Annotated in this window: 26 protein-coding genes and 1 tRNA gene; 22 read left to right on the forward strand and 5 right to left on the reverse strand. The window is 36.1% G+C overall.

Annotated elements, in window-relative coordinates:
- Nucleotides 1–29: 29 nt before the first annotated feature.
- The 8 genes from FC37_RS06925 (at nucleotide 30) to hpt (ending at nucleotide 7018) form a co-directional block, all read left to right on the forward strand.
- Nucleotides 30–1910: a PTS sugar transporter subunit IIBC gene (locus tag FC37_RS06925; RefSeq protein ID WP_025005452.1), complete on the forward strand. Its 1881-nt coding sequence runs from the start codon at nucleotides 30–32 to the stop codon at nucleotides 1908–1910.
- 61 nt (nucleotides 1911–1971) lie between these two features.
- Entirely contained in the window at nucleotides 1972–2781 is an 810-nt protein-coding gene (locus tag FC37_RS06930) for a MurR/RpiR family transcriptional regulator (RefSeq protein ID WP_025005453.1), read from the forward strand.
- Nucleotides 2768–3265: a hypothetical protein gene (locus tag FC37_RS06935; RefSeq protein ID WP_025005454.1), complete on the forward strand. Its 498-nt coding sequence runs from the start codon at nucleotides 2768–2770 to the stop codon at nucleotides 3263–3265. The genes FC37_RS06930 and FC37_RS06935 overlap by 14 nt, the downstream gene beginning before the upstream one ends.
- Before the next feature lie 19 nt (nucleotides 3266–3284).
- Complete coding sequence (locus FC37_RS06940; RefSeq protein ID WP_025005455.1) at nucleotides 3285–3767, forward strand: PTS sugar transporter subunit IIA; 483 nt, start codon at nucleotides 3285–3287, stop codon at nucleotides 3765–3767.
- A 124-nt stretch (nucleotides 3768–3891) separates the two neighbouring features.
- The gene (locus FC37_RS06945; protein ID WP_025005456.1) at nucleotides 3892–4158 is read left to right on the forward strand and encodes a hypothetical protein; all 267 of its coding nucleotides are present in this window, start codon (nucleotides 3892–3894) and stop codon (nucleotides 4156–4158) included.
- A gap of 73 nt (nucleotides 4159–4231) precedes the next feature.
- Nucleotides 4232–4888 carry a nitroreductase gene (locus tag FC37_RS06950; protein WP_025005457.1) on the forward strand — a complete coding sequence of 219 codons (657 nt, stop codon included), beginning with the start codon at nucleotides 4232–4234 and terminating at the stop codon, nucleotides 4886–4888.
- 91 nt (nucleotides 4889–4979) lie between these two features.
- Entirely contained in the window at nucleotides 4980–6341 is a 1362-nt protein-coding gene (locus tag FC37_RS06955; RefSeq protein WP_025005458.1) for a hemolysin family protein, read from the forward strand.
- A gap of 107 nt (nucleotides 6342–6448) precedes the next feature.
- A complete protein-coding gene (gene hpt, locus FC37_RS06960; RefSeq protein ID WP_025005459.1) occupies nucleotides 6449–7018 on the forward strand; it encodes a hypoxanthine phosphoribosyltransferase in 570 nt (189 codons plus the stop codon).
- Nucleotides 7019–7035: 17 nt separating this feature from the next.
- On the opposite strand, the gene FC37_RS06965 is transcribed toward hpt, so the two are convergent.
- Nucleotides 7036–8346: an APC family permease gene (locus FC37_RS06965; RefSeq protein ID WP_025005460.1), complete on the reverse strand. Its 1311-nt coding sequence runs from the start codon at nucleotides 8344–8346 to the stop codon at nucleotides 7036–7038.
- 109 nt (nucleotides 8347–8455) lie between these two features.
- Here FC37_RS06965 and FC37_RS06970 point away from each other — a divergent pair, with 109 nt between their 5' ends.
- From FC37_RS06970 to FC37_RS06985, 4 genes are all read left to right on the forward strand, one after another.
- Nucleotides 8456–9160 carry a GH25 family lysozyme gene (locus tag FC37_RS06970; protein ID WP_025005461.1) on the forward strand — a complete coding sequence of 235 codons (705 nt, stop codon included), beginning with the start codon at nucleotides 8456–8458 and terminating at the stop codon, nucleotides 9158–9160.
- Nucleotides 9160–10395 carry a DEAD/DEAH box helicase gene (locus FC37_RS06975; protein WP_025005462.1) on the forward strand — a complete coding sequence of 412 codons (1236 nt, stop codon included), beginning with the start codon at nucleotides 9160–9162 and terminating at the stop codon, nucleotides 10393–10395. The genes FC37_RS06970 and FC37_RS06975 overlap by 1 nt, the downstream gene beginning before the upstream one ends.
- Nucleotides 10392–11720, forward strand: coding sequence for a PTS sugar transporter subunit IIC (locus FC37_RS06980; RefSeq protein WP_025005463.1), 1329 nt, complete (start codon nucleotides 10392–10394; stop codon nucleotides 11718–11720). The genes FC37_RS06975 and FC37_RS06980 overlap by 4 nt, the downstream gene beginning before the upstream one ends.
- Before the next feature lie 51 nt (nucleotides 11721–11771).
- A tRNA-Arg gene (locus FC37_RS06985) sits at nucleotides 11772–11844 on the forward strand.
- A gap of 43 nt (nucleotides 11845–11887) precedes the next feature.
- Here the strand turns inward: FC37_RS06985 and FC37_RS06990 are convergent.
- Complete coding sequence (locus FC37_RS06990; protein ID WP_025005464.1) at nucleotides 11888–12076, reverse strand: hypothetical protein; 189 nt, start codon at nucleotides 12074–12076, stop codon at nucleotides 11888–11890.
- A gap of 107 nt (nucleotides 12077–12183) precedes the next feature.
- Between FC37_RS06990 and wecB the strand changes: the two genes are divergently transcribed.
- Nucleotides 12184–13326, forward strand: coding sequence for a non-hydrolyzing UDP-N-acetylglucosamine 2-epimerase (wecB, locus tag FC37_RS06995; protein WP_056945572.1), 1143 nt, complete (start codon nucleotides 12184–12186; stop codon nucleotides 13324–13326).
- Nucleotides 13327–13350: 24 nt separating this feature from the next.
- Here the strand turns inward: wecB and FC37_RS07000 are convergent, their stop codons facing one another.
- Complete coding sequence (locus FC37_RS07000) at nucleotides 13351–13890, reverse strand: GtrA family protein (RefSeq protein ID WP_025005465.1); 540 nt, start codon at nucleotides 13888–13890, stop codon at nucleotides 13351–13353.
- Nucleotides 13883–14329, reverse strand: a complete 447-nt coding sequence (locus FC37_RS07005; RefSeq protein ID WP_025005466.1) for a flavodoxin — start codon at nucleotides 14327–14329, stop codon at nucleotides 13883–13885. The genes FC37_RS07000 and FC37_RS07005 overlap by 8 nt, the downstream gene beginning before the upstream one ends.
- A gap of 204 nt (nucleotides 14330–14533) precedes the next feature.
- Between FC37_RS07005 and FC37_RS07010 the strand changes: the two genes are divergently transcribed.
- The 8 genes from FC37_RS07010 (at nucleotide 14534) to FC37_RS07045 (ending at nucleotide 21873) form a co-directional block, all read left to right on the forward strand.
- Nucleotides 14534–14890 (forward strand): hypothetical protein, encoded by a 357-nt coding sequence (locus FC37_RS07010; RefSeq protein WP_025005467.1) that lies wholly within the window; start codon nucleotides 14534–14536, stop codon nucleotides 14888–14890.
- 25 nt (nucleotides 14891–14915) lie between these two features.
- A complete protein-coding gene (locus tag FC37_RS07015) occupies nucleotides 14916–15428 on the forward strand; it encodes a Tim44 domain-containing protein (RefSeq protein WP_025005468.1) in 513 nt (170 codons plus the stop codon).
- Nucleotides 15429–15509: 81 nt separating this feature from the next.
- Nucleotides 15510–16337 carry a type I methionyl aminopeptidase gene (map, locus tag FC37_RS07020; protein ID WP_003633294.1) on the forward strand — a complete coding sequence of 276 codons (828 nt, stop codon included), beginning with the start codon at nucleotides 15510–15512 and terminating at the stop codon, nucleotides 16335–16337.
- 8 nt (nucleotides 16338–16345) lie between these two features.
- Nucleotides 16346–17269: a YihY/virulence factor BrkB family protein gene (locus FC37_RS07025; protein WP_025005469.1), complete on the forward strand. Its 924-nt coding sequence runs from the start codon at nucleotides 16346–16348 to the stop codon at nucleotides 17267–17269.
- Between the two features lie 62 nt (nucleotides 17270–17331).
- Nucleotides 17332–18231: a UTP--glucose-1-phosphate uridylyltransferase GalU gene (galU, locus tag FC37_RS07030; protein ID WP_025005470.1), complete on the forward strand. Its 900-nt coding sequence runs from the start codon at nucleotides 17332–17334 to the stop codon at nucleotides 18229–18231.
- Nucleotides 18232–18338: 107 nt separating this feature from the next.
- The gene (locus FC37_RS07035; RefSeq protein WP_025005471.1) at nucleotides 18339–19499 is read left to right on the forward strand and encodes a thiolase family protein; all 1161 of its coding nucleotides are present in this window, start codon (nucleotides 18339–18341) and stop codon (nucleotides 19497–19499) included.
- Complete coding sequence (locus tag FC37_RS07040; RefSeq protein WP_025005472.1) at nucleotides 19499–20710, forward strand: hydroxymethylglutaryl-CoA reductase, degradative; 1212 nt, start codon at nucleotides 19499–19501, stop codon at nucleotides 20708–20710. The genes FC37_RS07035 and FC37_RS07040 overlap by 1 nt, the downstream gene beginning before the upstream one ends.
- Nucleotides 20710–21873, forward strand: coding sequence for a hydroxymethylglutaryl-CoA synthase (locus FC37_RS07045; protein WP_025005473.1), 1164 nt, complete (start codon nucleotides 20710–20712; stop codon nucleotides 21871–21873). The genes FC37_RS07040 and FC37_RS07045 overlap by 1 nt, the downstream gene beginning before the upstream one ends.
- Before the next feature lie 37 nt (nucleotides 21874–21910).
- On the opposite strand, the gene FC37_RS07050 is transcribed toward FC37_RS07045, so the two are convergent.
- Nucleotides 21911–22195, reverse strand: coding sequence for a hypothetical protein (locus FC37_RS07050; RefSeq protein ID WP_025005474.1), 285 nt, complete (start codon nucleotides 22193–22195; stop codon nucleotides 21911–21913).
- 82 nt (nucleotides 22196–22277) lie between these two features.
- Between FC37_RS07050 and FC37_RS07055 the strand changes: the two genes are divergently transcribed.
- Complete coding sequence (locus FC37_RS07055; RefSeq protein ID WP_082603679.1) at nucleotides 22278–23135, forward strand: alpha/beta hydrolase; 858 nt, start codon at nucleotides 22278–22280, stop codon at nucleotides 23133–23135.
- The last annotated feature ends 333 nt before the right edge of the window (nucleotides 23136–23468 follow it).

Below are 23468 nucleotides of genomic sequence, written 5' to 3' on the forward strand. Positions count from 1 at the left end.
TTGATTTTTTCTTTCAGGGGTAAATTATTATGATGCAAAAGTTTCAGCGGTTTGGGGCCGCAATGTTCGTCCCAGTTATGCTGTTCTCGTTTGCGGGTATTGTTGTAGCTCTAGGAAGTTTATTCAATAACCCAACTCTGTTTGGCTCAATTGCTAATCCAGGGACGGCATGGAACTCAGTTTGGGACACAATTTCAGCTGGTGGTTGGACAGTCTTCAACCAAGAAGGTATTTTGTTTACTGTAGGTTTGCCTATCGGTTTAGCTAATAAGGCTAGAGGTAGAGCAGCCATGGAAGCAGTTATTGCTTACTTGACTTACAACTACTTCATCGGTGCAATGCTTACCCACTGGGGTGCAGCATTTGGCATTCCTAACTTTGACAAGATTCAAATTGTTGCTAACGCTACTAACCACGGTTTAACTAACATTGCTGGTATCAAGACTCTTGACACTAGTATCTTAGGTGCCTTGGTTGTTGCTTTGATCGTTGTATGGTTACACAACAAGTACTTCGACAAGAAGTTGCCTGACTGGCTTGGTACTTTCCAAGGTTCAACTTATGTCTACGCTTTAGCATTCTTTGTAATGATTCCTTTAGCACTCATTACTTGCTGGGGCTGGCCAAAAGTTCAAATGGGTATCACCAGCATGCAACACTTCATCGTAGATAGTGGATTTATCGGTGTTTGGATTTACCAATTCTTGAACCGTGTATTGATTCCTACTGGTCTTCACCACTTGGTATACATTCCATTCCAATTCGGTCCAGCCGTTGTTGCCGGCGGTTTGCAACCATACTGGTTGAAGCACCTTGCTGAATACGCTGCAAGTACTAAACCACTTTCACAAATCGCTTCAGTTGAAGGATTCCAACTTTACGGTAACGAAAAGGTATTCTTAGTACCATTTATCTGTCTTGCCTTCTACGCAACTGCTAAGAAGAACAAGAAGAAGCAAACTTCAGCTTTGCTTATCCCAGCTGCTTTAACCTCAGTATTAGCTGGTATTACTGAACCTATCGACTTTACTTACTTGTTTGCAGCTCCTGTACTTTGGGTAATTTACTCAGTATTGTCAGCTACTATGAACACTGTAATGTGGGCCTTTGGTTTAAGAGGTTTCATGTCAGACGGTGCCATTGGTATTGCATCAATGAACTGGTTACCACTTTGGGAAAACCACTGGCATACATATGTAATGCAATTTATCGTTGGTATTATCTTCGGTATTATTACTTACTTCGTATTTAAGATCATGATTGAGAAGTTTAACTACATCACTCCAGGTCGTGAAGCTGATGACGAAGACGTTAAACTTATCAACAAGAAAGAATACAAGCAAAAGATGGCTGCTAAAGCAGCAGGTAAGGATGCAAACGACCCTTACATCGCAAGAGCTACTGCATACCTTGACTTATTAGGTGGTGCTTCAAACATTACTGAATTGTCATCATGTGCTACTAGATTACGTGTATCTGTTGCTGATCCAAGCAAGGTTGCTCCAGACTCACAATTTAAGGCCAACAAGGCCGTTAACGTTGTTCACCACGGTAAAGCATTACAAGTTATTGTTGGTCTTGACGTTCCTCAAGTTTTGGACGAAATGACTCAATTGATGCAACAAAGCGGCAGTGACGCTAAGGTTTCAACTGAACAAGATAATCCATACATTGAGAGAGCTACAGGTATCGTTGACCTTCTTGGTGGTGGCGAAAACATTAAGGATGTAATTGCTTGCTCAACTAGAGTAAGAACTCACGTCTTTGACACTAAGAAAGTTGCTCCAGATTCTGAATTCAAGAAGATCGCAGATTCATATGAAGTTCAACACAAGGACAACAACGAAATTGACATTGTTGTTGGATTGGATGCCGATCAAGTTGTTGATCAGATGAAACAATTATTATAACTGTAAGCGCTTGTGGTATTATTAATATATAAATTATATATTGATAAGGACACAGGTAAATATGGCAAATTTAAGATCGATGGTCTATGAAAATAGTAATAAACTAAACGATTCTGAAAAACAGATAATTCAATTTGTTTTAAATAATCCGAAAGACTGTAGTAAGTTAAGCCTTGCAAGATTAGCGAAGAAGCTCTATGTATCTGAATCAGCAATATTTCGTTTATGTAAAAAGTTAGGCTTAACTGGCTACAGCGAATTGAAATTTGATTTAGCAGAATTGGCTGAATCAAAGCAAAAGCCAATCAAAATTGAAAATAATTTTGCAAGAGAACTCAGTCGAGTAAATGATGACGTTTTGAAGTATTTTAAGCAACGTGATTTTGATAGCTTATATCATGATCTAGACGATGCTAGTACAGTCTACATCTATTCAACTGGTTGGCAGCAGGAGCTGATTGCACAGTATCTAGCTCACGAACTATTTATAGTTGGCAAGCATGCAACAGTTTTACCGTCAGCTCTTGATGAATTAAAGGCGGTTAGCCGCTTTGCTAAAAAAGGCGATATCTTATTCGTAATTTCATTTACGGGTGATAATGAGACAATTAATGAAGAAATTACCAAGCTTGAATTGGTAAACGATAAATTTAGATATGTTTCATTTACTAATATGAAACAGAATAAATTAGCTTCAATTGTTCAGCATAATATTTATTTCCCAACAATTGCCTTTACTGATGATGCCGATTATAAGAGTGGCAAAGTAGCCTTTACTCCAGCATATTATTTGATTGATTTGCTTGTTAGTGAATATGTGGCTTGGCAACAGAGCCAAGGAGAGGATGTAGAAGTCAATGTGGGCAATTAGTAAACAAAAAGTTGAAAACTTTTTTGATCGAATGACCAGAAGCATGAATTTGGATACTAAAAAGATTCTTACTTGGTATTCGTACATCCTATTCATTGCTCCGCTGTTATTCTGGGCATTGATAGCGTTACGTAGCGGTGCGTCGGATCAATCGATCAAAATGATCGTTATTAAGCAGCCAGCTGTGGCAATCGTTACTATTATTGCAATCGTTGACTTTGTTCTCGGCTACTATTTGCTGCTAAATAAAAAGCAATTTTTGATTAATCGACAAACTTATCGCTTTTTGATGGTAAGTCAACTCATTGGTCAAATTTTGGTTGGCAACTTGCTCTGTGGTGTTTTAGCCATCTTGGGAATGTATAAAGCCAAAACTTTAAAAAAGACACAAGATAATATTAGTCCAGTAGTAATTGCTATCTCACTGGTAGCGGCCGTTTTATCGGTACTATGCTTTATGTTGATATTGTTACTTGAATTTTAGAAATCTAGAGGTTTAAATTATGTTTAATTTCTTTAAGAAGAATAAAGGTATGGAAGTAGATGCAGTGGTTGATGGCGACATTATGCCAATTACTGATGTAAAAGATGATGTTTTCTCAACCAAGATGCTGGGTGATGGTTTTGCAATTAAACCACAAGATAATCAAATTTATGCACCAGTTGACGGTACTATTTCTACACTCTTTCCAACTAAACACGCCATTGGAATCAAGACAAATAATGGATTAGAAATCTTAATTCACTTAGGTCTTGATACAGTTGAATTAAAAGGTGCTCCATTTACAGTTAGTGTTAACCAAGGCGATAAAGTTGAAAAGGGTCAGCCTTTAGCCACAATGGATTTCCAAATGATCACTGACAAAGGCTACGATGACAGTTGTATCGTAGTTTATACCAACATGGATCTTGTAAAGTCAGTTACTCCAATTGAAAAGGGTGCTGTTAAGCATTCCCAAAAAGTACAAACTATTGAATTTAATTAGTCATTTTCCCTCTCAAATAAAATCTTAATAAGACTAATAAAAAAGTAGTTTTAAATCCTAGCTTCTAAGGTGAAGCTAGGATTTTTTTGTTAAGATAGAAGCAGAGAAAAGATGAGGAGAAATAATGAAAAGATATCGACCAAATACAAAAGCGGTGCTTATAGGAATTATTTTGATGCTGATTGGAATTTTGTGTTGGGTAATTAAGGCCTCGTTTATTCCTAAAGGAGCATTATATTTATTTCCAGTTGGTTTGCTACTAATCTGTGTAGGCGGATTAGAGCTGACCATTACTGCTTTTATAGCTATGAGGAAAAATGATTTAGCAATGAGTGCCCACTTAAAAGAAATTGAAGCTCAAAGAAAAAAAGCTGAGGGCAAAAAAGAGTAAAGATAACCTAGACCGGTTAAACTATAATATGCATGAATGAAACAGAATAATTTTTTAGAAGGGTAGAATAACAATGGATTTTAAAGAAGTTTTTCAAAAAGAACATGTAACTCGGAAATTTACTAATAGAAAAGTTCCTGAAAATGCGATTGCCGAAATAATTAAAAAGGCACAACAATCACCCTCATTGCTTAATTCACAGCCTTGGAGAGCATATGTGTTAGTAGGGGATCCCTTAGAGAAATTTAAACAAGCTTCAATTGAAAATAATGATAATGATATTAAGCCAGATGAAGATTTTGCTTCAATGTTGTCACTTGATTGGGATGTTTTCCCAAGTAGAAACATGGTTACTATGGGTGCATCTCAAAGTTTTTTCTTTAGAAACAAGTTGCAATTATTTTCACATGCTAACAAAACAATGTTTAATGCCCCAGCTATTATTTTCTTAACAGTACCTAAGAAATCACCAGCTTGGTCAGTATTTGATTTGGGTATCTTTGCACAGAGTATCATGCTTTTAGCTATTAACCGCGGATTGGGGATTATGCCAGCTCACTCAATGGTTTCTTATCCAGATCTTGTTAGAAAATACGCTAAGATTCCTGAAGATGAAGCAGTCGGTATGGCTATTGCAATCGGTTATATCGATAAAAATGCGGAAATTAATGATCCGAAATTTATTCCAGCACGTGTGCCTTTTGACAAAATTTATAAGTTAACAAAATAAACCAATTTCACTTGTGCAAAACTGAACTATTATAGTTAATAAATGGTAAAATAGGTTTTAGTAATTAAGTTATAAAAAAGGTGATAATGCTTTGAGTCCAGCTCAGATCGCAACTAATTTAGTTGCAACTTTGTTAATTTTTGTTGTTGCTGCATTCTTTGTTGCTGCAGAGTTTGCTTTAGTACAAACCAGACCTAGTAAACTTGAAGATATGCTGGCTAAGGGTCAGGGCAATAAAAAGAAACTACAACGTGCGCTTCACATGACGCATAATTTGAATGAGTATCTTTCAACCACGCAAGTAGGTACTACTCTTGTCGGAGTAGTTTTAGGTTGGTTCTCAGCTGATACATTTGCTGTTATTTTAGCGGATGCATTTCATTTAACTCCAATGAATGAATCGCTTATTAAGTCAGTGAGTGCGATTTTGGGTGTGATTCTTTTAACCTATTTGGAAGTTGTATTAACTGAAGTCGTTCCTAAGAATATTGCTATTGATAAACCTGTAGAGATGATGATGGCAATTGTTACACCACTTCACATTTTCCACACGGTTGTTTATCCATTTGTATGGCTGCTTAATACTAGTTCTAATGGAATTCTGAAATTAATGGGTTTTGCCCCAGCTGATGAAGAAAATGAGGTTTATTCTCAATCCGAAATTATTAAGTTGTCACGTAATGCGGTGCATGGTGGTTCGCTTGATAAAGAAGACCTCACATACATGGAACGGGCCTTCGAATTAAACGATAAAGTAGCTAAAGATATCATGACTGATAGAACACGTTTATCAGTCCTTGATTCTACTGATATTATCGAATATGCCCTTAAAAAATACTTAGAAGAGGGTTACAGCCGTTTTCCAGTAGTTAGGGATAATGATAAGGATGATGTAGTAGGATATGTCTATGCTTACGATATTGTCCAACAAAGCCAAGTTGATAGCAGTGTTCCAGTAACTAGAATTATCAGAACAATCATTACTGTTCCTGAATCAATGCCAATTCAATATATTTTGCACTTGATGATTTCTAAGCACACTCCAATTGTTTTGGTTGTTGATGAATACGGTGGTACAAGTGGTATTGTTACTGATAAGGATATTTACGAAGAGCTCTTTGGTTCTGTAAAAGATGAAATTGATGATGTTTCTGATGATTACATCATCAAAGATAAAGAAGGTAATGTCCATGTTTCTGGTAAGACTACTTTGTATGACTTTGAACGTTACTTCCATATAGATCTGAAGGCGTTTCAAGATAGTGACATCATTACTATTGGTGGTTATATGATGGAACATTATCCTAACCTTAAGAAGGGTGAAACGATTGAACTAGAAGGTTATAAATTTACGCTTGATAGTATTGAGCAAGGATTTATGCGTTGGTTTATCGTGGCTCCAATTAATGCTAAAGGTAAAGCCAAAGAAAAAACAGAAAATAGTAAGAAATAGAAACTATTCAGAAGAAGCGTCATTTAAGACGCTTTTTTTGTACAAAGATGTTATAATTTCTTAATAATAAGAGTTTTAAACATAAATTGGATTGAGGGGTAGGTAAATTGGTTAAAGCCGACAATATCAACGATATTATTGATCATAAATTATTTTCTGAAGATGACATTCATGAAATGTGTGTCCGTTTAGGTAAGCAACTAACTGAAGATTATGCAGGTAAGAAGCCATTAGTAGTTGGTGCTTTAAAGGGTGCTATTTATTTCTTAACAGATTTGACTCGTCAGATGGATGTCGCTCATCAATTAGATTTTATCGATGTTTCTAGTTACGGTGATGGTTTTGAATCGACTGGTAAGGTCAAGATCGTGACAGATTTAGCCACAGATGTTAAAGATCGTGACGTCTTGATTGTGGAAGATATTGTCGATACTGGTTTGACCTTGAAGTTTATGAAGGATTTAATCAAAAAACGTGGTGCGAAGAGCGTTAAGTGTTGTGCAATGCTTAATAAGGAAGCTCGCAGAAATGTTGACGTTGACCTTGAATACTACGGTTCAAAAGTTGGTAATGAATTTGTAGTAGGTTATGGTTTGGACTTCTTGAACATGTACAGAAACATCCCTTATGTTGGAGTATTAAAGCCTGAAGTTATTCAAAAATATGTGAATAAATAAAAAATAAGGAAGAACCGTTAAAGTTCTTCCTTATTTTGTTTTTGCATATAAAAGTAGATTGGCAAACCCAATAAAGTTAATCCGATTCCGATGATTGATAAAATGAATTGATTAATAATAGTGGAAACTACGATAAAGATACCACCTAGGATTGAAATGATTGGAATAATTGGGTACCACGGAACTTTAAATGGCCGCCGTAATTCGGGTTCACGTTTTCTTAAAATAATGACGGCAATAGCTAACATGGTATTAAAGGTCCACATGACGAAAACCAGCATATCTGTCAAGACTGTGAAGTTACCTAGTAAAATCATCACGATTGCAATTGCATCTACAATCAATGCTCCCATGACCGGCACGCCAGTGTGAATGTTAGCTTTACCAATTTTATTTGAAAATGGTAAAAGATTATCTTGAGCCAGAATATATGGTGTACGCATCCCCGTTAACATGAAGGCATTAACTGCACCGTAAACGGAGATCAGAATACCTATAGTCACTAATTTACCGCCGAATTGACCGAATAATTTCATCGAAGCCTCAAAGGCAGCATTATTATTGTTTACTAAGTCATGAATTGGCAAGACCGTTAAAAAAGTATAATTTATTAAAACATAAATTAAAGTAATGGCAGACAAACCCAAAATGATTGCACGGGATAAATCTTTCTCAGGATTTTTGACCTCATTGGCCAAGTTGGTGACAACGATCCAACCTTCAAAAGCAAAAAGGGCAGATAGTAATCCTTGACTGATGGCATTAGGAAAAGAAATATTATTTCCAACTGTTAATGGAAAGATGGGAGCTGCAATTTTATTTTGATTGAAGAATCCCCAAATGATAATCAAAACAATTGGAATCACTTTTAAGATGGTGATAACTGACTGCATTTTGCTGGAAAATTTTGTGCCAATTAGGTTAATAGCTAGTAAAAATAATACAAGAAAGATTGCTATTAGATTGGCATATTTGGCATTAATGCCAAATAGTGAAACAAATTGAACACCAAAAATCGAGCTCAATGCTCCAATTTGTGCGGGGAAATAAACAATCATTTGTGCCCAGCCAAATAAAAAGCCCCAGACGCGGCCATAGGTATAATCCAAATATTTAATCGCACCATTAATTTTTAAGCTCGCTGCAATTTCAGAAATTGTTAGTCCCGACGCAATCGAAATTATTCCGGCTAATATCCATACAAAAATTGTGGTTGAACTACTGCCAGTTTGGGCCGTAATTGTTCCAATTTTAAAGAAAACTCCGGCTCCGATAACTGAACCAATTACTGTGGCGAGAGCTTGTCCAAAAGAAATTTGTCTTTTCACATTTTCACCATCCTTAAAAAAGTTAATATATAAATTATTTTAGCACATGAAATATCAAGGGTTGGTATGATTCGCATTTTTGGTTAAAATATTAGCGGGAGGAAAAGTCATGAAAAGGTATCATCATAAATATACTTTACCTGCAATCTTGACTTTATTAATTTTAGCAATTGCATTTCTTTTGATTGGCTTTTTTAATTTTAAAAAGCAAACAACACTGCCACCGGATTCTAATTCTAGTCCGATCGGGATCGAACTGAATCAGGACATAGATTATGTAGATCTGCATAAGTTACAGTCTAATGGCATTTCATTTGTCTATTTGAAGGCAACACAAGGCAGATCTTATTTTGATGAAAATTATTTATCCTATCGAGATCAAATTTTGGGTACACAGCTCGCTTTTGGTAGTGAAATCTCATATAGTAATGAATCAACTGCCTTGCAGCATTATCGTTACTTTTTTAACCAAGTAGGGAATAATACAGGCAGCTTACCTATTTTAATTATTCCGGTAGCTGGACTTAGCAAAAAGTATTTGAAATCAATGAGTAAATTTACCCAGATGTTGCAGCAACGAGGTAAAACGGTAATGGTGGAGCTTGATAAAAAGTATCGCCATTACTTTGATTCAGCAACGTTATTTATGTCGACGGATAAAAAAGCGCCCAATAAATTAAAGTATTCATTTTGGCGTTATACAACTAACGGACGCGTAAAGGATGTTTCTGGCTTAGAAAAAGGCATTACAATGTACGCGTATAACGGAACCATTAGTCAATATAAACAGAAGTATGGACAATTAACACAATAATGTATCAAGAAAAAATAAAACAAATATTGCTCAAAGAGCATAAAACCGAACCAACAATAATTCAAAAACAAACATACGATGCAATCAAAAATGGAGCTAGCTTAATAGGCTTAGCTAAAACGGGAACAGGCAAGACTTTGGCTTACGCTTTGCCTAGCTTAGAAAGAACGGAAAAAGGTAAAGCTAATAGCGTAGTTATCTTGGCTCCGACTACCGAATTAGCTGTTCAAATTCGGCATGCCATTAATCCTTACTTGCATGCATTAGATGTAAAGGGTGCAACCTTAGTAGGGGCTGGTAATAGAAAGAGACAAGAAGATAATTTAAAGAAAAAACATCCTGAGGTAATTGTAGCTACTCCAGGAAGATTCTTTGATTTCTTTTCTAGTGGTCGGATTAAGGTAGCTCAAATTAAAATTTTGATTATCGATGAAGCAGATGATATTTTGGAATTTGCTAAATTAGAGCTATTGTCTGCATTAGGTCAAAATTTAGGTTCAGATAGTCAAATTTTGCTTTTTGGTGCTACTGATTCAGAGATTACTAGAGATGCAGAAGAATTATTTGCACGTAATTTTCTTTTAGTTGATGTGCGGAATCAGCAGAGTTCAACTACCAAGCATTATTTTTTGCAAGTTGATAATCAACATAAGATTGAATTTTTACAAAGAATGACCAAATTAGATCATTTTAAAGGTATTCTTTTCTTTGATTCTAATGAGACCATGATGCGTTTTGCCGGTATTTTTGGTCATACCAAGACTAAGTTCGAATTATTAGCCAATGAATTTGGTAAGCAGCGTCGTGAAAAGGCCTTAAATGATCTTGCTACAGGAAAAACAAAGTTGCTTTTGGCAACGGATCTTGCTGCGCGTGGTTTGGATATTCCAGGTGTGACCTACGTTATCAATTTTGATATTCCAAGTGAACAAAATACTTATTTGCATAGAGCAGGTAGAACTGGAAGAATGAATGCCACTGGTTATGTGGTCACTTTAGGCGATGATCATGATTTTCGTGATCTGAAGAAACTTTTAGCCGATCAATTGCAGATAGAGCGAGTTTACTTTGCTGGGTATCATTTGACTACTGCTAAACCTAAGAAAAAGAAAGAAAAGAAGCAAGAAGCTGCTGCAGAAGTTAAGCAGGTAGTTAAGAAAAAACAGAAAAAGCACAAGAAACGTAATAAGAAAAATAAGGGATATCATCCACATTATCTGAAGGTGAAAAAATGAATCGATTAGTTAGATGGCTGGAAGATTATGTATTGCCGCTAGCTAATCGTTTAGGACAGATAAGATGGCTAGTTGCGCTAAGGGATGCTTTTGTTTCTTTGATGCCAATCACTATTGCTGGATCGCTAGCTGTTTTGATTAAAAGCTTAGTTGAAGCTGCTAAAGTTCATTTAGGTTGGAATGCATTTGCTTTTGCAATGCAGCCTTTTGTGTCCATTAGCAATTTAGTGTGGCGAGGGACCTTTTCTCTTTTTGCATTTTTCTTTGCGTTGGCATTAGGATACCAGTTAGCTAAAGCTTTTGAAGGAAATAGGTTAGCGGCGGCTATTGTTTCGCTTTCATCCTTTGCTTTAAGTATCGCCAGTTTTGCAAAAATTAAATTTCATGGCGATAGTATTTTGATTAGGGATGCTTTTGATATCAGCCAATTTTCAACAACAGGATTATTTACTGCGATTTTATTTGGCTCGGCTGGGTTCTTTATTTATTGGGCCTGTTATAAAGCAAGAATTATGATTCATTTATCAGCTAATTTGCCACATGCTGAACAAGCGGCCTTTGACTCGATGATTCCTGCGATAATTGCGATCTTTAGTGTCGGTGGAATTAACTATGTATTTCAAGTTCTGACCGGGCAGTATTTTGGTGATTGGCTATTAACCAGTATTCAAATGCCATTGGTTAAATGGGGCCAGGGCTTTGGTACAGTGTTGTTAGTAACAATGTTGGTGCAGGTATTTTGGTTTTTCGGAATCAACGGCTTGGGAGTTTTATCACCAATTTTAGATTCAATCTGGCTAACCGCCCAAAATAGCAATATTACGGCTGTACGTAATGGACATGTTTCACCATATCTTTGGGGCCGTGGATCTTTTGATGTTTTTGCCTGGTTTGGTGGTGCCGGTGGTACATTAATGTTAATCGTTGCAATTTTAATGTTCTCTAAACGCAGTGATTATCGTACGGTAGCTAAAATTGCGCTTGCACCAGGTATTTTCAATATTGGAGAACCAATCTTATTGGGATTGCCTGTTGTTTTAAATCCAGTTTATTTAATTCCATTTGTATTAGCGCCAATAGTTAATGTTGCGTTTTCTTATTGGGTGAGCGTGATGGGGTTAGTCAATCCGGTACAAGTGGCGGTGCCAAGTATTATGCCGCCGATTATTGGTCCATTTTTAGCCTGCAATTATGACTGGCGTGCGATTGTTTTAAGCATCGTAGATATGTTGATATCTTTAGCAATTTGGACACCTTTTGTTATTGCGGCAGATAAAATTGCAGATACCAATAATCCTAAAACATTTTTTACCACACAATTTTAGAAAAAAAGATTAACTATTACCTTATTTTTTGGTAAAGTTAATCTTAGGTTTGACCCCGTAGTTCATCTGGATAGAACAATGGTCTCCTAAACCGTAGAGGTGAGTTCGAATCTCACCGGGGTCATCAAAAAAGCCATCTGTGATGCAGATGGCTTTTTTTGTAAATATTAACCTAATGGATTGAGCATAATGTAAGTAATCAGGCCCCAGACGATAAAGACGCAGATTAGAGCAGAGTAAAGCAAGCGTCGTCTAAGTTTAGCAGGCTTAGCCTTGTCCAATCCAAATACTAAGCAGAAACTGCCAATGATAATAAATAGAGCTGTAGTAATTAAAAAAATTAAACTAGAATTCATAAATATATCCAACTTTCTGTAAGTACATCTTCAATTAAAACACAGAATTAAGATGCAAGATAGGAATAAATCAGTTATAGTTAAATAAGTTTATCGGAGGGATTTTTATGAAGAAGATTAAAGTAATGACTGTCTTTGGTACAAGACCTGAAGCGATAAAAATGGCACCGCTTGTTTTAAAACTAAAAAAAGATGAGCGCTTTGATGAAGTGACTGTAGTCAGTGCACAACATAGAGAAATGCTAGATCAGGTACTTGATATTTTTAAAATTAAACCTGATTACGACTTTAATATTATGCACAAGAATCAAACTTTGGAAGACATTACTTCGAAAGTTATGATCGATTTGTCAAAGGTTATCAAAGAAGACAAGCCAGATGTTGTGCTGGTTCACGGCGATACAACGACTAGTTTTGCGGCAGGACTTGCTACCTTTTATCAACAAACTACATTGGGACATGTTGAAGCGGGACTTAGAACTTGGAATAAGTATTCGCCATTTCCTGAAGAAATGAATCGCCAAATGACCGACGATTTGGCTGATTTATATTTTGCTCCAACTGAATTATCTAAGAGCAATTTGATTAAGGAAAATCATAAAGCAGACAATATTTTTGTAACTGGTAATACCGCAATTGATGCATTAGAACAAACTGTGCAAAAAGATTACCATCATGCCGTTATGGATGAAATTACGCCAGGCAACAAGGTGATCTTAGTGACTATGCACAGACGTGAAAATCAAGGCGAACCTATGCGCCGCGTCTTCAAGGTGATGCGTCAGGTAATTGATTCGCATCCTGATGTGGAAATTATTTATCCAGTGCACTTGTCTCCACGTGTGCAAGAAGTTGCTAACGAAGTTTTAGGCGGTGATCCTCGAATTCATTTGATCGAACCGCTTGATGTGGTTGATTTCCACAATTTAGCAAAACGCAGCTACTTTATCATGACTGATTCAGGCGGCGTGCAAGAAGAAGCTCCAAGTTTGGGCAAGCCAGTACTTGTTTTGCGTGATACAACTGAACGTCCCGAAGGCGTGAAGGCCGGTACTTTGAAGCTTGTGGGCACGCAAGTCGACTCAGTTAGAGAGAGTATGCTGGAACTTTTAGAAAATAAAGAAGCATATGACAAGATGGCGAATGCCAAGAATCCATATGGCGACGGTCATGCCAGTGATCGCATTATGGATGCGATTTATTACTATTTCAATAAAGATAAAGTAAAGAAGCCAAAAGATTTTGAATAAGAGCAAAACAAAAAGTAGCCAAATTTAGTTTTTGCTACTTTTTTTATTATCTCGTTTATTTTTTTGTTCTTGAATCCGCATCTTAGCTCGTTCAATCATAGTATGTTCTTGCTTTTGAAAGACTGATCTAGTAGTTAAATAATTGAATACACCAACTAATACTTGGTCAATGATCTTAACAAGTAAGGCGTTTAAATGAAGCCAAGATAATCCTACCAGCATAATTAAAGTATCTGGAATTAGACTAATTACACGATAGGTAAAGAAAACTATTAATTTATGCCATGTGCTGTGATCATTATCGACATTATTAATAAAAACGGCTTTTTGGTTAAAGTAAAATGATGCCAGGTTGGACACAATAAAAGCAATGGTGTTAGAAATCACCATTACGCTGTGCCACCAAGAGTGAAGCACCATAAAGACTAAAGTGTTAATTAAGGCAGCTACAAAGCCAAAAATCATGTATACCCAAAGATTACGGTGTCTTTTAAGTATTTTTTGCCCTAATTGTCGAATTTGAGCTTGATCGACAGCAGTAACTTCTTTTTTATTTTTAGTCATGTAGCTTATCAGCCATTTCCTTTGCAGCTTGGTCGATTAGATCAATTGCTTCATCGTCAGGCGCATTTTCAATAGTGACTGGCTTAGTAATCTCAGTAGCACCACATTCTTTAAATGCCTTTTCATAGTCAAAAACATTTTCACAGAAGTGTTTACCATAGGTCTTATCTCCAGAACCCATGACAGCAAAATATTTACCACTTAAATCTAAAGCCTTTAATTCTTCATAAAAGTCTGCAATTTCATCGGTCATTGCACCTTCACCATAAGTGTAAGTAATGAAAATGCAGAGATCACTTTCTAAGTAATCGTTGGCATCCGTAAAACCAACATCGCTGGTTTCAACGTCAAAGCCATAGTCTTGAAGATCTTCTTCTAATATATCTGCCATGTCTTCATCATTGCCAGTCATACTGGCGTAGACAATTCTTGCTTTCATGATTTTTCATACCTTTCACTGCATTATACGACATTTTATTATACATGAAACTATCGTAAAATCGTTTGGTTTTATCAAATTTTTAAAATTGAAATTCATTATTTTGCCTTATATTTAAGGATTTAAAATTTTTTCTGTATTTTTAATTAAACAAACGGTAAAGTAAATCAGAGATAACAGAGTTTTTTTAGTAGAGGGTAATTTATGCATAAAATTTTCAGAATTTTTATTATTTTGTTTTTAGCCTTAAGTGCGACAACCGTAGTTGGGCAAAGTTGTTATAATCAGCCAACCTATGCTTCGATGGGATCAACGGGTGGAGGCGGTACTTCAACAGGTGGTGGTTCTTCATCCGGCGGCGGTGGTTGGTCGTCATCAGATTCAGATAGTGATGCGGATTTCTTTGATTTACATAGTTGGGGAGTAATATTACTAATTTTCCTAGTTCTGGGAGGATTAGTATATTTAGAAACGCTTTTTTCTAGATTCCGCTATTGGCTGCGCAAGATTCATTATGCGTACCATTTAAAGCGACAACGCCTATACACTTTTTCAACCTAATTTAATAATTAGTAAGTTCGAGAAAATGCTGCGGTTAACCAAAATTAAATTAGTGGAAAATAATGAATTAGATGATAGTTTTACAGAGACTTATGTTCAAGCTCAGTATTTATATAGTCAGCTTTTACTCGAAAGATATGTCAACCGCCATCATAGTCTGCATTTACTTAGAAAATATTTAGATAAATATTTCTACGAAGCCATGGTTAAGGAAATTAAATTGAAGATCTCACAGGGAACGATTGATGATACCGTTGTTAATAATATTGAAGTTGTCAAATATGCCAAGTTAGACGAGAATTTGATTATTACGCAATTAAACGTCAATGGTCAGGATAAAGAAGTTCAATTTAATGAAGGCTTTGAGGATAGCTTTGCTAGAGACACATGGAGCGATTATGTGATCTTCGGCAAGACAAAGTCGGGACAATATAAGATTGTTTCTTTAGTATATGGCGAGCATTTCCACTTAAATGGCAGAGATTATAATCGCCAAAGAAATTTACGTCACACTCAATACTTTGAAAGACGAAAATGATTAGCCTTTTAAAAGTATTTAGTAAAACGGTATAATAGTGGTATCTGAAACTAAAAAAGTTTTATCAAAGGAGAATTTGTTTTGATTACAATTAAATCAATTAGAGAACTTAAAGGTATGCAAGCTTCAGGCCATCTTCTTGCAACAATGTTTGAAGGCTTGCGTGATGTAATTAAGCCAGGAATTTCAACCTGGGAAATTGAAGAATTCTGCCAAGACTTTGTTAAGAGTCGTGGTGGTCGTCTTTCAGAACAAGGCTTTGAAGGCTACAAGTATGGTACTTGTATCTCAGTTAACGATGAAATTGCTCACCAAACTCCAAGAAAAGATCGTATCTTAAAGGAAGGCGACATCGTTAAGGTTGATGTAACTTGCAACTTAAATGGTTACGAGTCAGATTCATGCACTACTTATCCAGTTGGTGAAATTTCAGAAGCTGATAAGAAATTAATCGAAGTAACTAAGAAGGCAATGTACTTAGGAATTGATCAAGCCGTTTTAGGTAACCGTATCGGTGATATTGGTGCCGCTATTCAACATTGGGTTGAAGACGAAAACCATTATGGCGATGTCCGCGAATTAATTGGTCACGGTATTCAACCATCAATTCACGAAGATCCAGAAGTACCACACTGGGGCAAGGCTGGTCACGGCATTCGTCTTCGTGAAGGTATGACTATTACCTGTGAACCAATGGTTGAAGCAGGTGGCGATTGGCATATTGACCAAAGAACAGTTGATGACCCTAACGATGACTGGGTTTACTACGCAACTCCAGATGGTTCAAATGCTGCTCAATTTGAACACACTTTTGCTATTACTAAAGATGGTCCTAAGATCTTAACTTTACAAAAACCATATGATGGTTTAGAAAAATACATCCCTCACTTTGATGAGATGGATGATTAGGTTCTTGAATGAAAAATGAGATAAAGAAATCTAATTCAAAAATAAGTGATTTCTTTCTTACTTTGCGAACGATTTTGTCGCAAGGTGAGATTATTGATAGTTCAATTGTAATTGCATATTATATTTTGTTTTCAATCTTTCCGATTATCATTATTATCGGAAATGTCCTGCCTCTGTTTCATATTGATACAGCGCCTATTGCAAAATATTTAAATTTGATTTTTCCAGATCAAGTATCTAGTTTTATTATGCCGATCATCAATTCTTTATTGAAGACGACATCTACTGGCTATATTTCATTTGGTATTATTTTAGCGATTTGGTCTTTTTCTAATTTAGTTAATGCAATTAGATTAGGTGAGAACCGACTGTATGGTGTTCACCAAGTTGAATTAAAACTTTCAATGCTTAATTTTTTGTGGACAAGGTTGATCACAGTCATCTTTACTACTTTGATGATTATCATCTTTACTGCAGTTGGTGTAATATTGGCGTTTGGTCAAGAATTGCTAGATTTAATGGATGCAATTTTTAAAGTACCAGTTCATGAAATTGGTAAAATATTTAGCTATCGTTATCCTGTGATTTTCTTGATTATAATTTTGGCGGTATTTTACTTAAATTATGTTTTGCCAAATATTAAACTAAAGAAACGTGTAATTTGGCCGGGGGTATTTGTCACTTCATTTGGATGGATGGCGTTATCATTTTTATTTAGTTTTTATTTGCATAACTTTCCAATTACTTGGAAAAACTACGGCATTGTCGGTACGTTTATTATCTTTATGTTGTGGTTGAACATTGCTTCACTATTGTTTTTATTTGGCGTTGCTGTTAATGCAACGATTATTCGTAATCGAGTAGGAGAGCTTGAGTATTCTGCTGGTAGGATTGCAAGTTATATTCAAGATAAAAGGCGAAAACAAAAGTAGCTCTAAAATCACGATTTTGCTATGATACTGTTAAAAGTTAAGAGAATAGAAAGAGTGTCTGTATGAAAGTAAGAAAAGCTGTTATTCCAGCTGCCGGTTTAGGTACTAGATTCTTACCTGCAACTAAGGCTTTACCTAAAGAAATGTTGCCAATTGTTGATAAACCAACAATTCAATTTATCGTAGAAGAAGCCAAGAAGTCTGGTATTGAAGATATTTTGATTGTTATTGGTAAAAATAAGCGACCAATTGAAGATCATTTTGATTCTAATCCAGAACTTGAACAAGACTTGGAAGAAAAGGGTAAAAGCGAGTTGCTTAAGTTGACCCAAGGTATTACCAACTTAGGTGTCAATTTGTACTATACTAGACAACCACATCCAGCAGGCTTAGGGGATGCAATTTATCGTGCTCGCAGCTTTGTTGGAGATGAGCCATTTGTAGTAATGCTTGGGGATGATTTGATGGATGACAAAATTCCTTTAACTAAGCAATTGATTAATCGTTATGACAAGACTCATGCTTCTACTATTGCTGTAATGCCAGTGCCTCATGAAGAAGTTTCTAAATATGGGGTAATTGAACCTGAAAATGAAATCATGCCTGGTTTAATCAACGTTAAGTCTTTTGTAGAAAAGCCAGATATTGATAAGGCACCAAGTGATTATGCAATTATTGGACGTTACTTGCTTACACCAGAAATTTTTGATATTTTGGCTCATCAAAAACCAGGGCGTGGAGGAGAAATCCAATTAACAGATGCCATTGATACGATGAATAAGACACAACGCGTGTTTGCTCATGTATTTAAAGGTGAACGTCATGATGTTGGTAATAAAGAAGGCTATCTTGAAACTTCTATTGAATATGGACTAAAGCATCCTGAAATTAAGGATCAATTGCGTGCATATATTAAGAAGCTATCTAAGCAATTTGAAGCTGAAGATAAGAATAATAAATAAAAAGCAGATAATTGTTTTCAGACTACGCGAGAGCGTAGTCTTTTTATGTTTTTTTTAATATTTTTTGTTATGATCATAGTGTTAATAATACAAATGGAGAAAAAGTGATGAAAAATATTTATATTGTAGCAGCCAAGAGAACACCTTTTGGCAAGTATCGTGGATTTTTTAAAGATGCTTCGGCAATTGATCTTGGCGTAATGGCATTAAAGGGCGCGTTAAAAGATGGAAATATTAATCCTGATAAGGTCCAAGAACTTTTTATGGGCAATGTTTTGAGTACAGGCTTGGGTGAAAATATGGCTCGTCAGGTTGCTCTTAATTCAGGGATGAAAGAAGAATCCACTGCGGCAACGATTAATGATGTTTGTGGCTCTAGCCTTAAGGCTGTCCGTTTAGCTCAAGGTCAAATGGAAATGGGCGATTTAGATCTAGTTGCAGTTGGTGGTAGCGAAAGCATGACCCGTGCACCATATCTGGTTAAAAAAGAAAATAAAGAAAATCCTGCAGACCATTTAGTAAATACTATGATAAATGATGGCTTGATGGATGCTTTTTCTGGACAACATATGGGGATTACCGCCGAAAACGTTGCACAAAGATATCATGTTACCCGTGAAGAGATGGATGAATTTAGTCTTCGTTCTCATAAAAAAGCGGCAGAAGCAACGAAATCTGGCTTTTTTGATAACGAAATTTTGCCAATTGAAATTGATGGTGAAACTTTAGATCATGATGAACCAATTCGTCCAGATACTTCTATGGAAGCCTTAAGTCAATTAAAACCGGTCTTTAAAGAGGATGGTGACGTAACCGCCGGTAATTCGTCTCCATTAACAGATGGTGCAAGTATGTTGGTATTAGCCACAGAAGACAAGGTTAAGGAATTAAACTTAAAGCCGATTGCTAAGCTAGGAGCTTTTGCGGAAGCTGGATTTGATCCTGCTTATATGGGATATACACCATATTTTGCCGTGAAGAAGCTGCTTGAAAAAACAGGACGTTCAATTAATGATTATGATATTGTAGAACTAAACGAAGCCTTTGCTTCGCAAAGCGTAGCAGTAGCTCGTGATTTGCAAATCCCTGATGATAAATTAAATATCATGGGTGGTGCCATTGCGTTGGGACATCCATTAGGTGCAACTGGAACCAGATTAATTTGTTCTGCAATTAGTGGCTTAAAGAAGGAGCAAGGCCAGCGTGCATTGGTAACTTTGTGCATTGGTGGTGGTCAAGCAATCGCATATGAAATCGAGAATGTCTAATGAAGTTTTATCAATTAAAGCCTGAGCAAAGGCGAGAAATTTTACAATCTGAAGGAATAAATTTAGAAGATATTGATGATCAGGTTCTTAACCGCTTAGACAAATTAAGCGAAAATGTTGTGGGCCAATTACGGTTGCCTTTGGGAGTAGTGCAAAATCTTTTACTAAATGAGCAATCGTATATGGTCCCTATGGCTGTAGAAGAACCTTCAGTTGTGGCAGCTGCTAATCATGGTGCTCATATTTTTGCACGAAATGGTGGAGTCAAGGCAACTAGCAAGCGAACAGGAATCTATGGTCAAATCGTTTTAAAGATAAATTCTGACTTTTCTTTGGTAAACTTAAAAAAACAATTTCCTGATTTGATCGATTTAGCTAATACAGAATTTGCTAGTTTAATTCGTCACGGTGGTGGAACTAGATCAATTGAGGCTGAACAAAAAGGTGATTTAGTCTATCTTAAAGTTTTAGTTGATCCCGCTGAAGCAATGGGAGCAAATAAGACAAATTCTATCTTGGAATTTTTAGCAGCTAAATTAAAACAATTCCCAGGTGTTGAAGAAAAATTATTTGCCATTTTATCAAATTATCCTAGTCAGTTGACTACGGTTATAGTTACTCTTGATCCTAAAACAATGGGTGGCTGGAAAGTAGCTGAACGTGTTGCTTTGCTCAGCAAAATTGGTTATGAAGATCCATATCGAGCAGTAACCAATAATAAAGGAATCATGAATGGCGTTGATGCGGTGTTAATTGCTACAGGAAATGATTACCGCGCAATTGAAAGTGCGATTGCAGTTTTAGCTAACCAAGATGGACATTATCGCAGTTTGTCTAAATGGACTATGCAAGATGGCAAGCTAGTTGGCGAATTAACTTTGCCAATGGCTATTGGAGTAGTTGGTGGTTCTATTAAGGCTCGCAAAGATGTACAGCAGAGTTTTGCTATTTTAGGTAAGAAGATTACCAGTGCTAAGTTAGCCGAAATTGTTGTCAGTGTTGGGTTAGCTAATAATCTGGCAGCACTGCTGGCGATTTCTACTGTAGGAATTCAAGCAGGACATATGAAGCTGCAAGCACGCAATATCGTCGCTGAACTTGATGCCAGTGATGATGAAAAGAAGCAGGTATTAACACAAATAATTGAGCAAAAAGATTATTCTGAAAGTTATGCACAACTTGTTTTAAAGCAAATAAGAGAGGGAAAATAATGCAAGTAGGTATTGATAAGATTGGACTTTTTACTCCTAACAAATATGTAGACATGGTTGATTTAGCCCATGCAAGAAATGAAGATCCAAATAAGTTTTTGATCGGTATTGGTCAAAGTGAAATGAGCGTTGCAGATCAAACCCAAGATGCTGTTTCAATGGGAATTAATGCGACGATGAAGTACATTGACCGGATTGATAAGGATAAGATTGGTTTATTGGTCTTTGGTACCGAAAGTGGGATCGATCAATCTAAATCAGCTTCACTTTTTGTTAAGACAGCACTTAAATTAAAACCAGAGGTGCGGACTTTTGAAGTAAAAGAGGCATGTTTTGGCTTAACCGCTGCCTTAATGATTGCACGTGATTTCGTTAGAGTTCATCCCGACCAAACTGCAATGGTCATTGGTAGTGATATTGCACGTTATGGTATTGGTACTGCGGGTGAAGTAACCCAAGGTGCTGGTAGTGTAAGTATGCTGATTAAGGCTGATCCAGCTATTTTAGCTTTAAATGATGGTCACAGTGCATACAGCGAGGACATTAATGACTTTTGGCGTCCAAATAACTCTAAATTAGCAATGGTTGATGGTAAATATTCAACACAAGTCTATTTAGATTTCTTTAGCAAAACTTTTGCGGATTATAAAAAGCAAAAGAATTTGGAAACAAAAGATTTTGATGCTATTATTTATCACTTGCCATTCACTAAGATGGGGTTAAAGGCTAATCGAATTGCTGTTGCTGATCAAGATGAAGCCACTACTGAAAAATTGCAAAATTCATTTGCTGCTTCTAAACAATTATCACGTCGAGTTGGTAATATTTATACTGCCTCTCTTTATATGAGCTTGTTGAGTTTGCTTGAAAACGGTAATTTATCAGCTGGCTCATTAGTTGGTTTATTCTCATATGGCTCAGGTGCCATGGGTGAATTTTACAGTGGCAATCTTGTAGCTGGCTATGAAAAAGAAATTAATGCAGCCAGCGATGAAAAGATGCTTGAAAGACGTCAAAAGTTAAGTATTCCTGAATACGAAGATGTGTTTAATACTGCGCTTGAAGATCCGGAAGACAATGAAGAATTAACTAGTGATGATGAAAAAGGCACTTGGTATTTTGCAGGTACTAAAGGCAATATTCGTCAATATAAAGTTAAGTAAAATGGAAAAGGCTATGATCATGATGATCGTAGCCTTTTTACATAAGAACAATTTGGTTGTTGTCTTCTTTGATTTGTAATCCAAAAATGTGATGTTCTTCTTGGTCAACTGCTATTAAAAGAGGAATACCGCGGTTATGCATATGACCTACTAAGCGGATCAGTTTAGCCTTAGTCATTGCTTTTTCTCCTGGATAAAGCAGACAGCGGCCATCTACCAGAGTTAGTTTGCCCCAAGGAACAACTTTATCGTCTATTTTTAGATAAAAAGTGGTATTAATATTTAAATCGTTAATTAATTGAAGTAAATCTGTTAAGCGCATTTTCAAGTATAATTAAAATTAGTAATAGTTATTAACTAATTATAGAATGAATAATAAAGTAAATTAACATGGAAGAATCAAAATGAAGAAAAAAATAATATTATCGTCTTTGACTTTGGCTGGACTAGGGTGGTTAGCGATTAGCGACTATTTTTTTAAATACGCGATGACCACTTATAAGAAAAAGCCAGAATCTAAAGAATTATCCGGTAGGGATGCGCTATATCGTGACAAGCTTGGGTTCAAAGAATTTGAAAAACAAGAATGGATTTTAAGAGTAGATTCTAATATAAGTTTATATGCTAACTATCTTGATAATCATTCTAAGAAGACGACGATTTTATTGCATGGCTTTATGAGCGACGGAGATAGCATGGCTGGTTTTGCCAAGATGTTTTATGATTTGGGATATAATGTCTTGTTGCCTGATGCGCGGGCACATGGACGCAGCTCAGGCGAATATATTGGCTATGGCTGGGTAGAAAAAGACGATATTTTACGCTGGATTAAAAAAGCGATTGGCTATACTGGGGATGATACTCAGATCGTCGTGATGGGACAAAGCATGGGCGGTGCTACTGCGATGATGGTTTCCGGCTTAAAATTACCTAAGCAGGTAAAAGCTTTTATTGAAGATTGTGGATATTCCAGTGTAAAAGAAGAAGTGGATTATCAAGCAGGTAATTTATTTGGTTTGCCTAAAGTAATTCGTAAACCTTTGATCAAGACCATGAGTGGTATTAATAGAATAGAGAATGGCTTTTTCTTAAAACGAGCATCATCTGTTAAACAATTGCGGAAGAATACGCGGCCGTTTTTGTTTATCCATGGTGGAAAAGACCACTTTGTGCCTACCGAAATGGTGTATCAAAATTATGCGGCAACTAATGCACCTAAGTTTTTATGGGTTGCACCGTTAGCTGGGCACGCTCTATCTTAGCCAATGTACAAAAATAAATATCGACAAGTTATCAAAGCTTTTTTGAAAAAATATATTCATTAATTATTGCAAGCGGTTACACAACAGGATATAATTAGGGACGTGGAAGAGGTAGAAATTAAGTTAACAAGTATAAATATAAGTAAGTTTTTATCTCCAGAATTGTTATTGGAAACTTGAAAGATTCTCTATATGTAGAGGTATCAGCCCTAATAATGGCTGTTTACAAAACTCCAATTCATTAAAAGTTACGTTTTATGTAAAGACCCGAACAAGTGAATGTTAATGTTGGTTACGATGATGCCATTGTTTTAATACATAACGAACAGTTGA

The organism is Lactobacillus gallinarum DSM 10532 = JCM 2011 (assembly GCF_001434975.1).
Taxonomy (GTDB): domain Bacteria; phylum Bacillota; class Bacilli; order Lactobacillales; family Lactobacillaceae; genus Lactobacillus; species Lactobacillus gallinarum.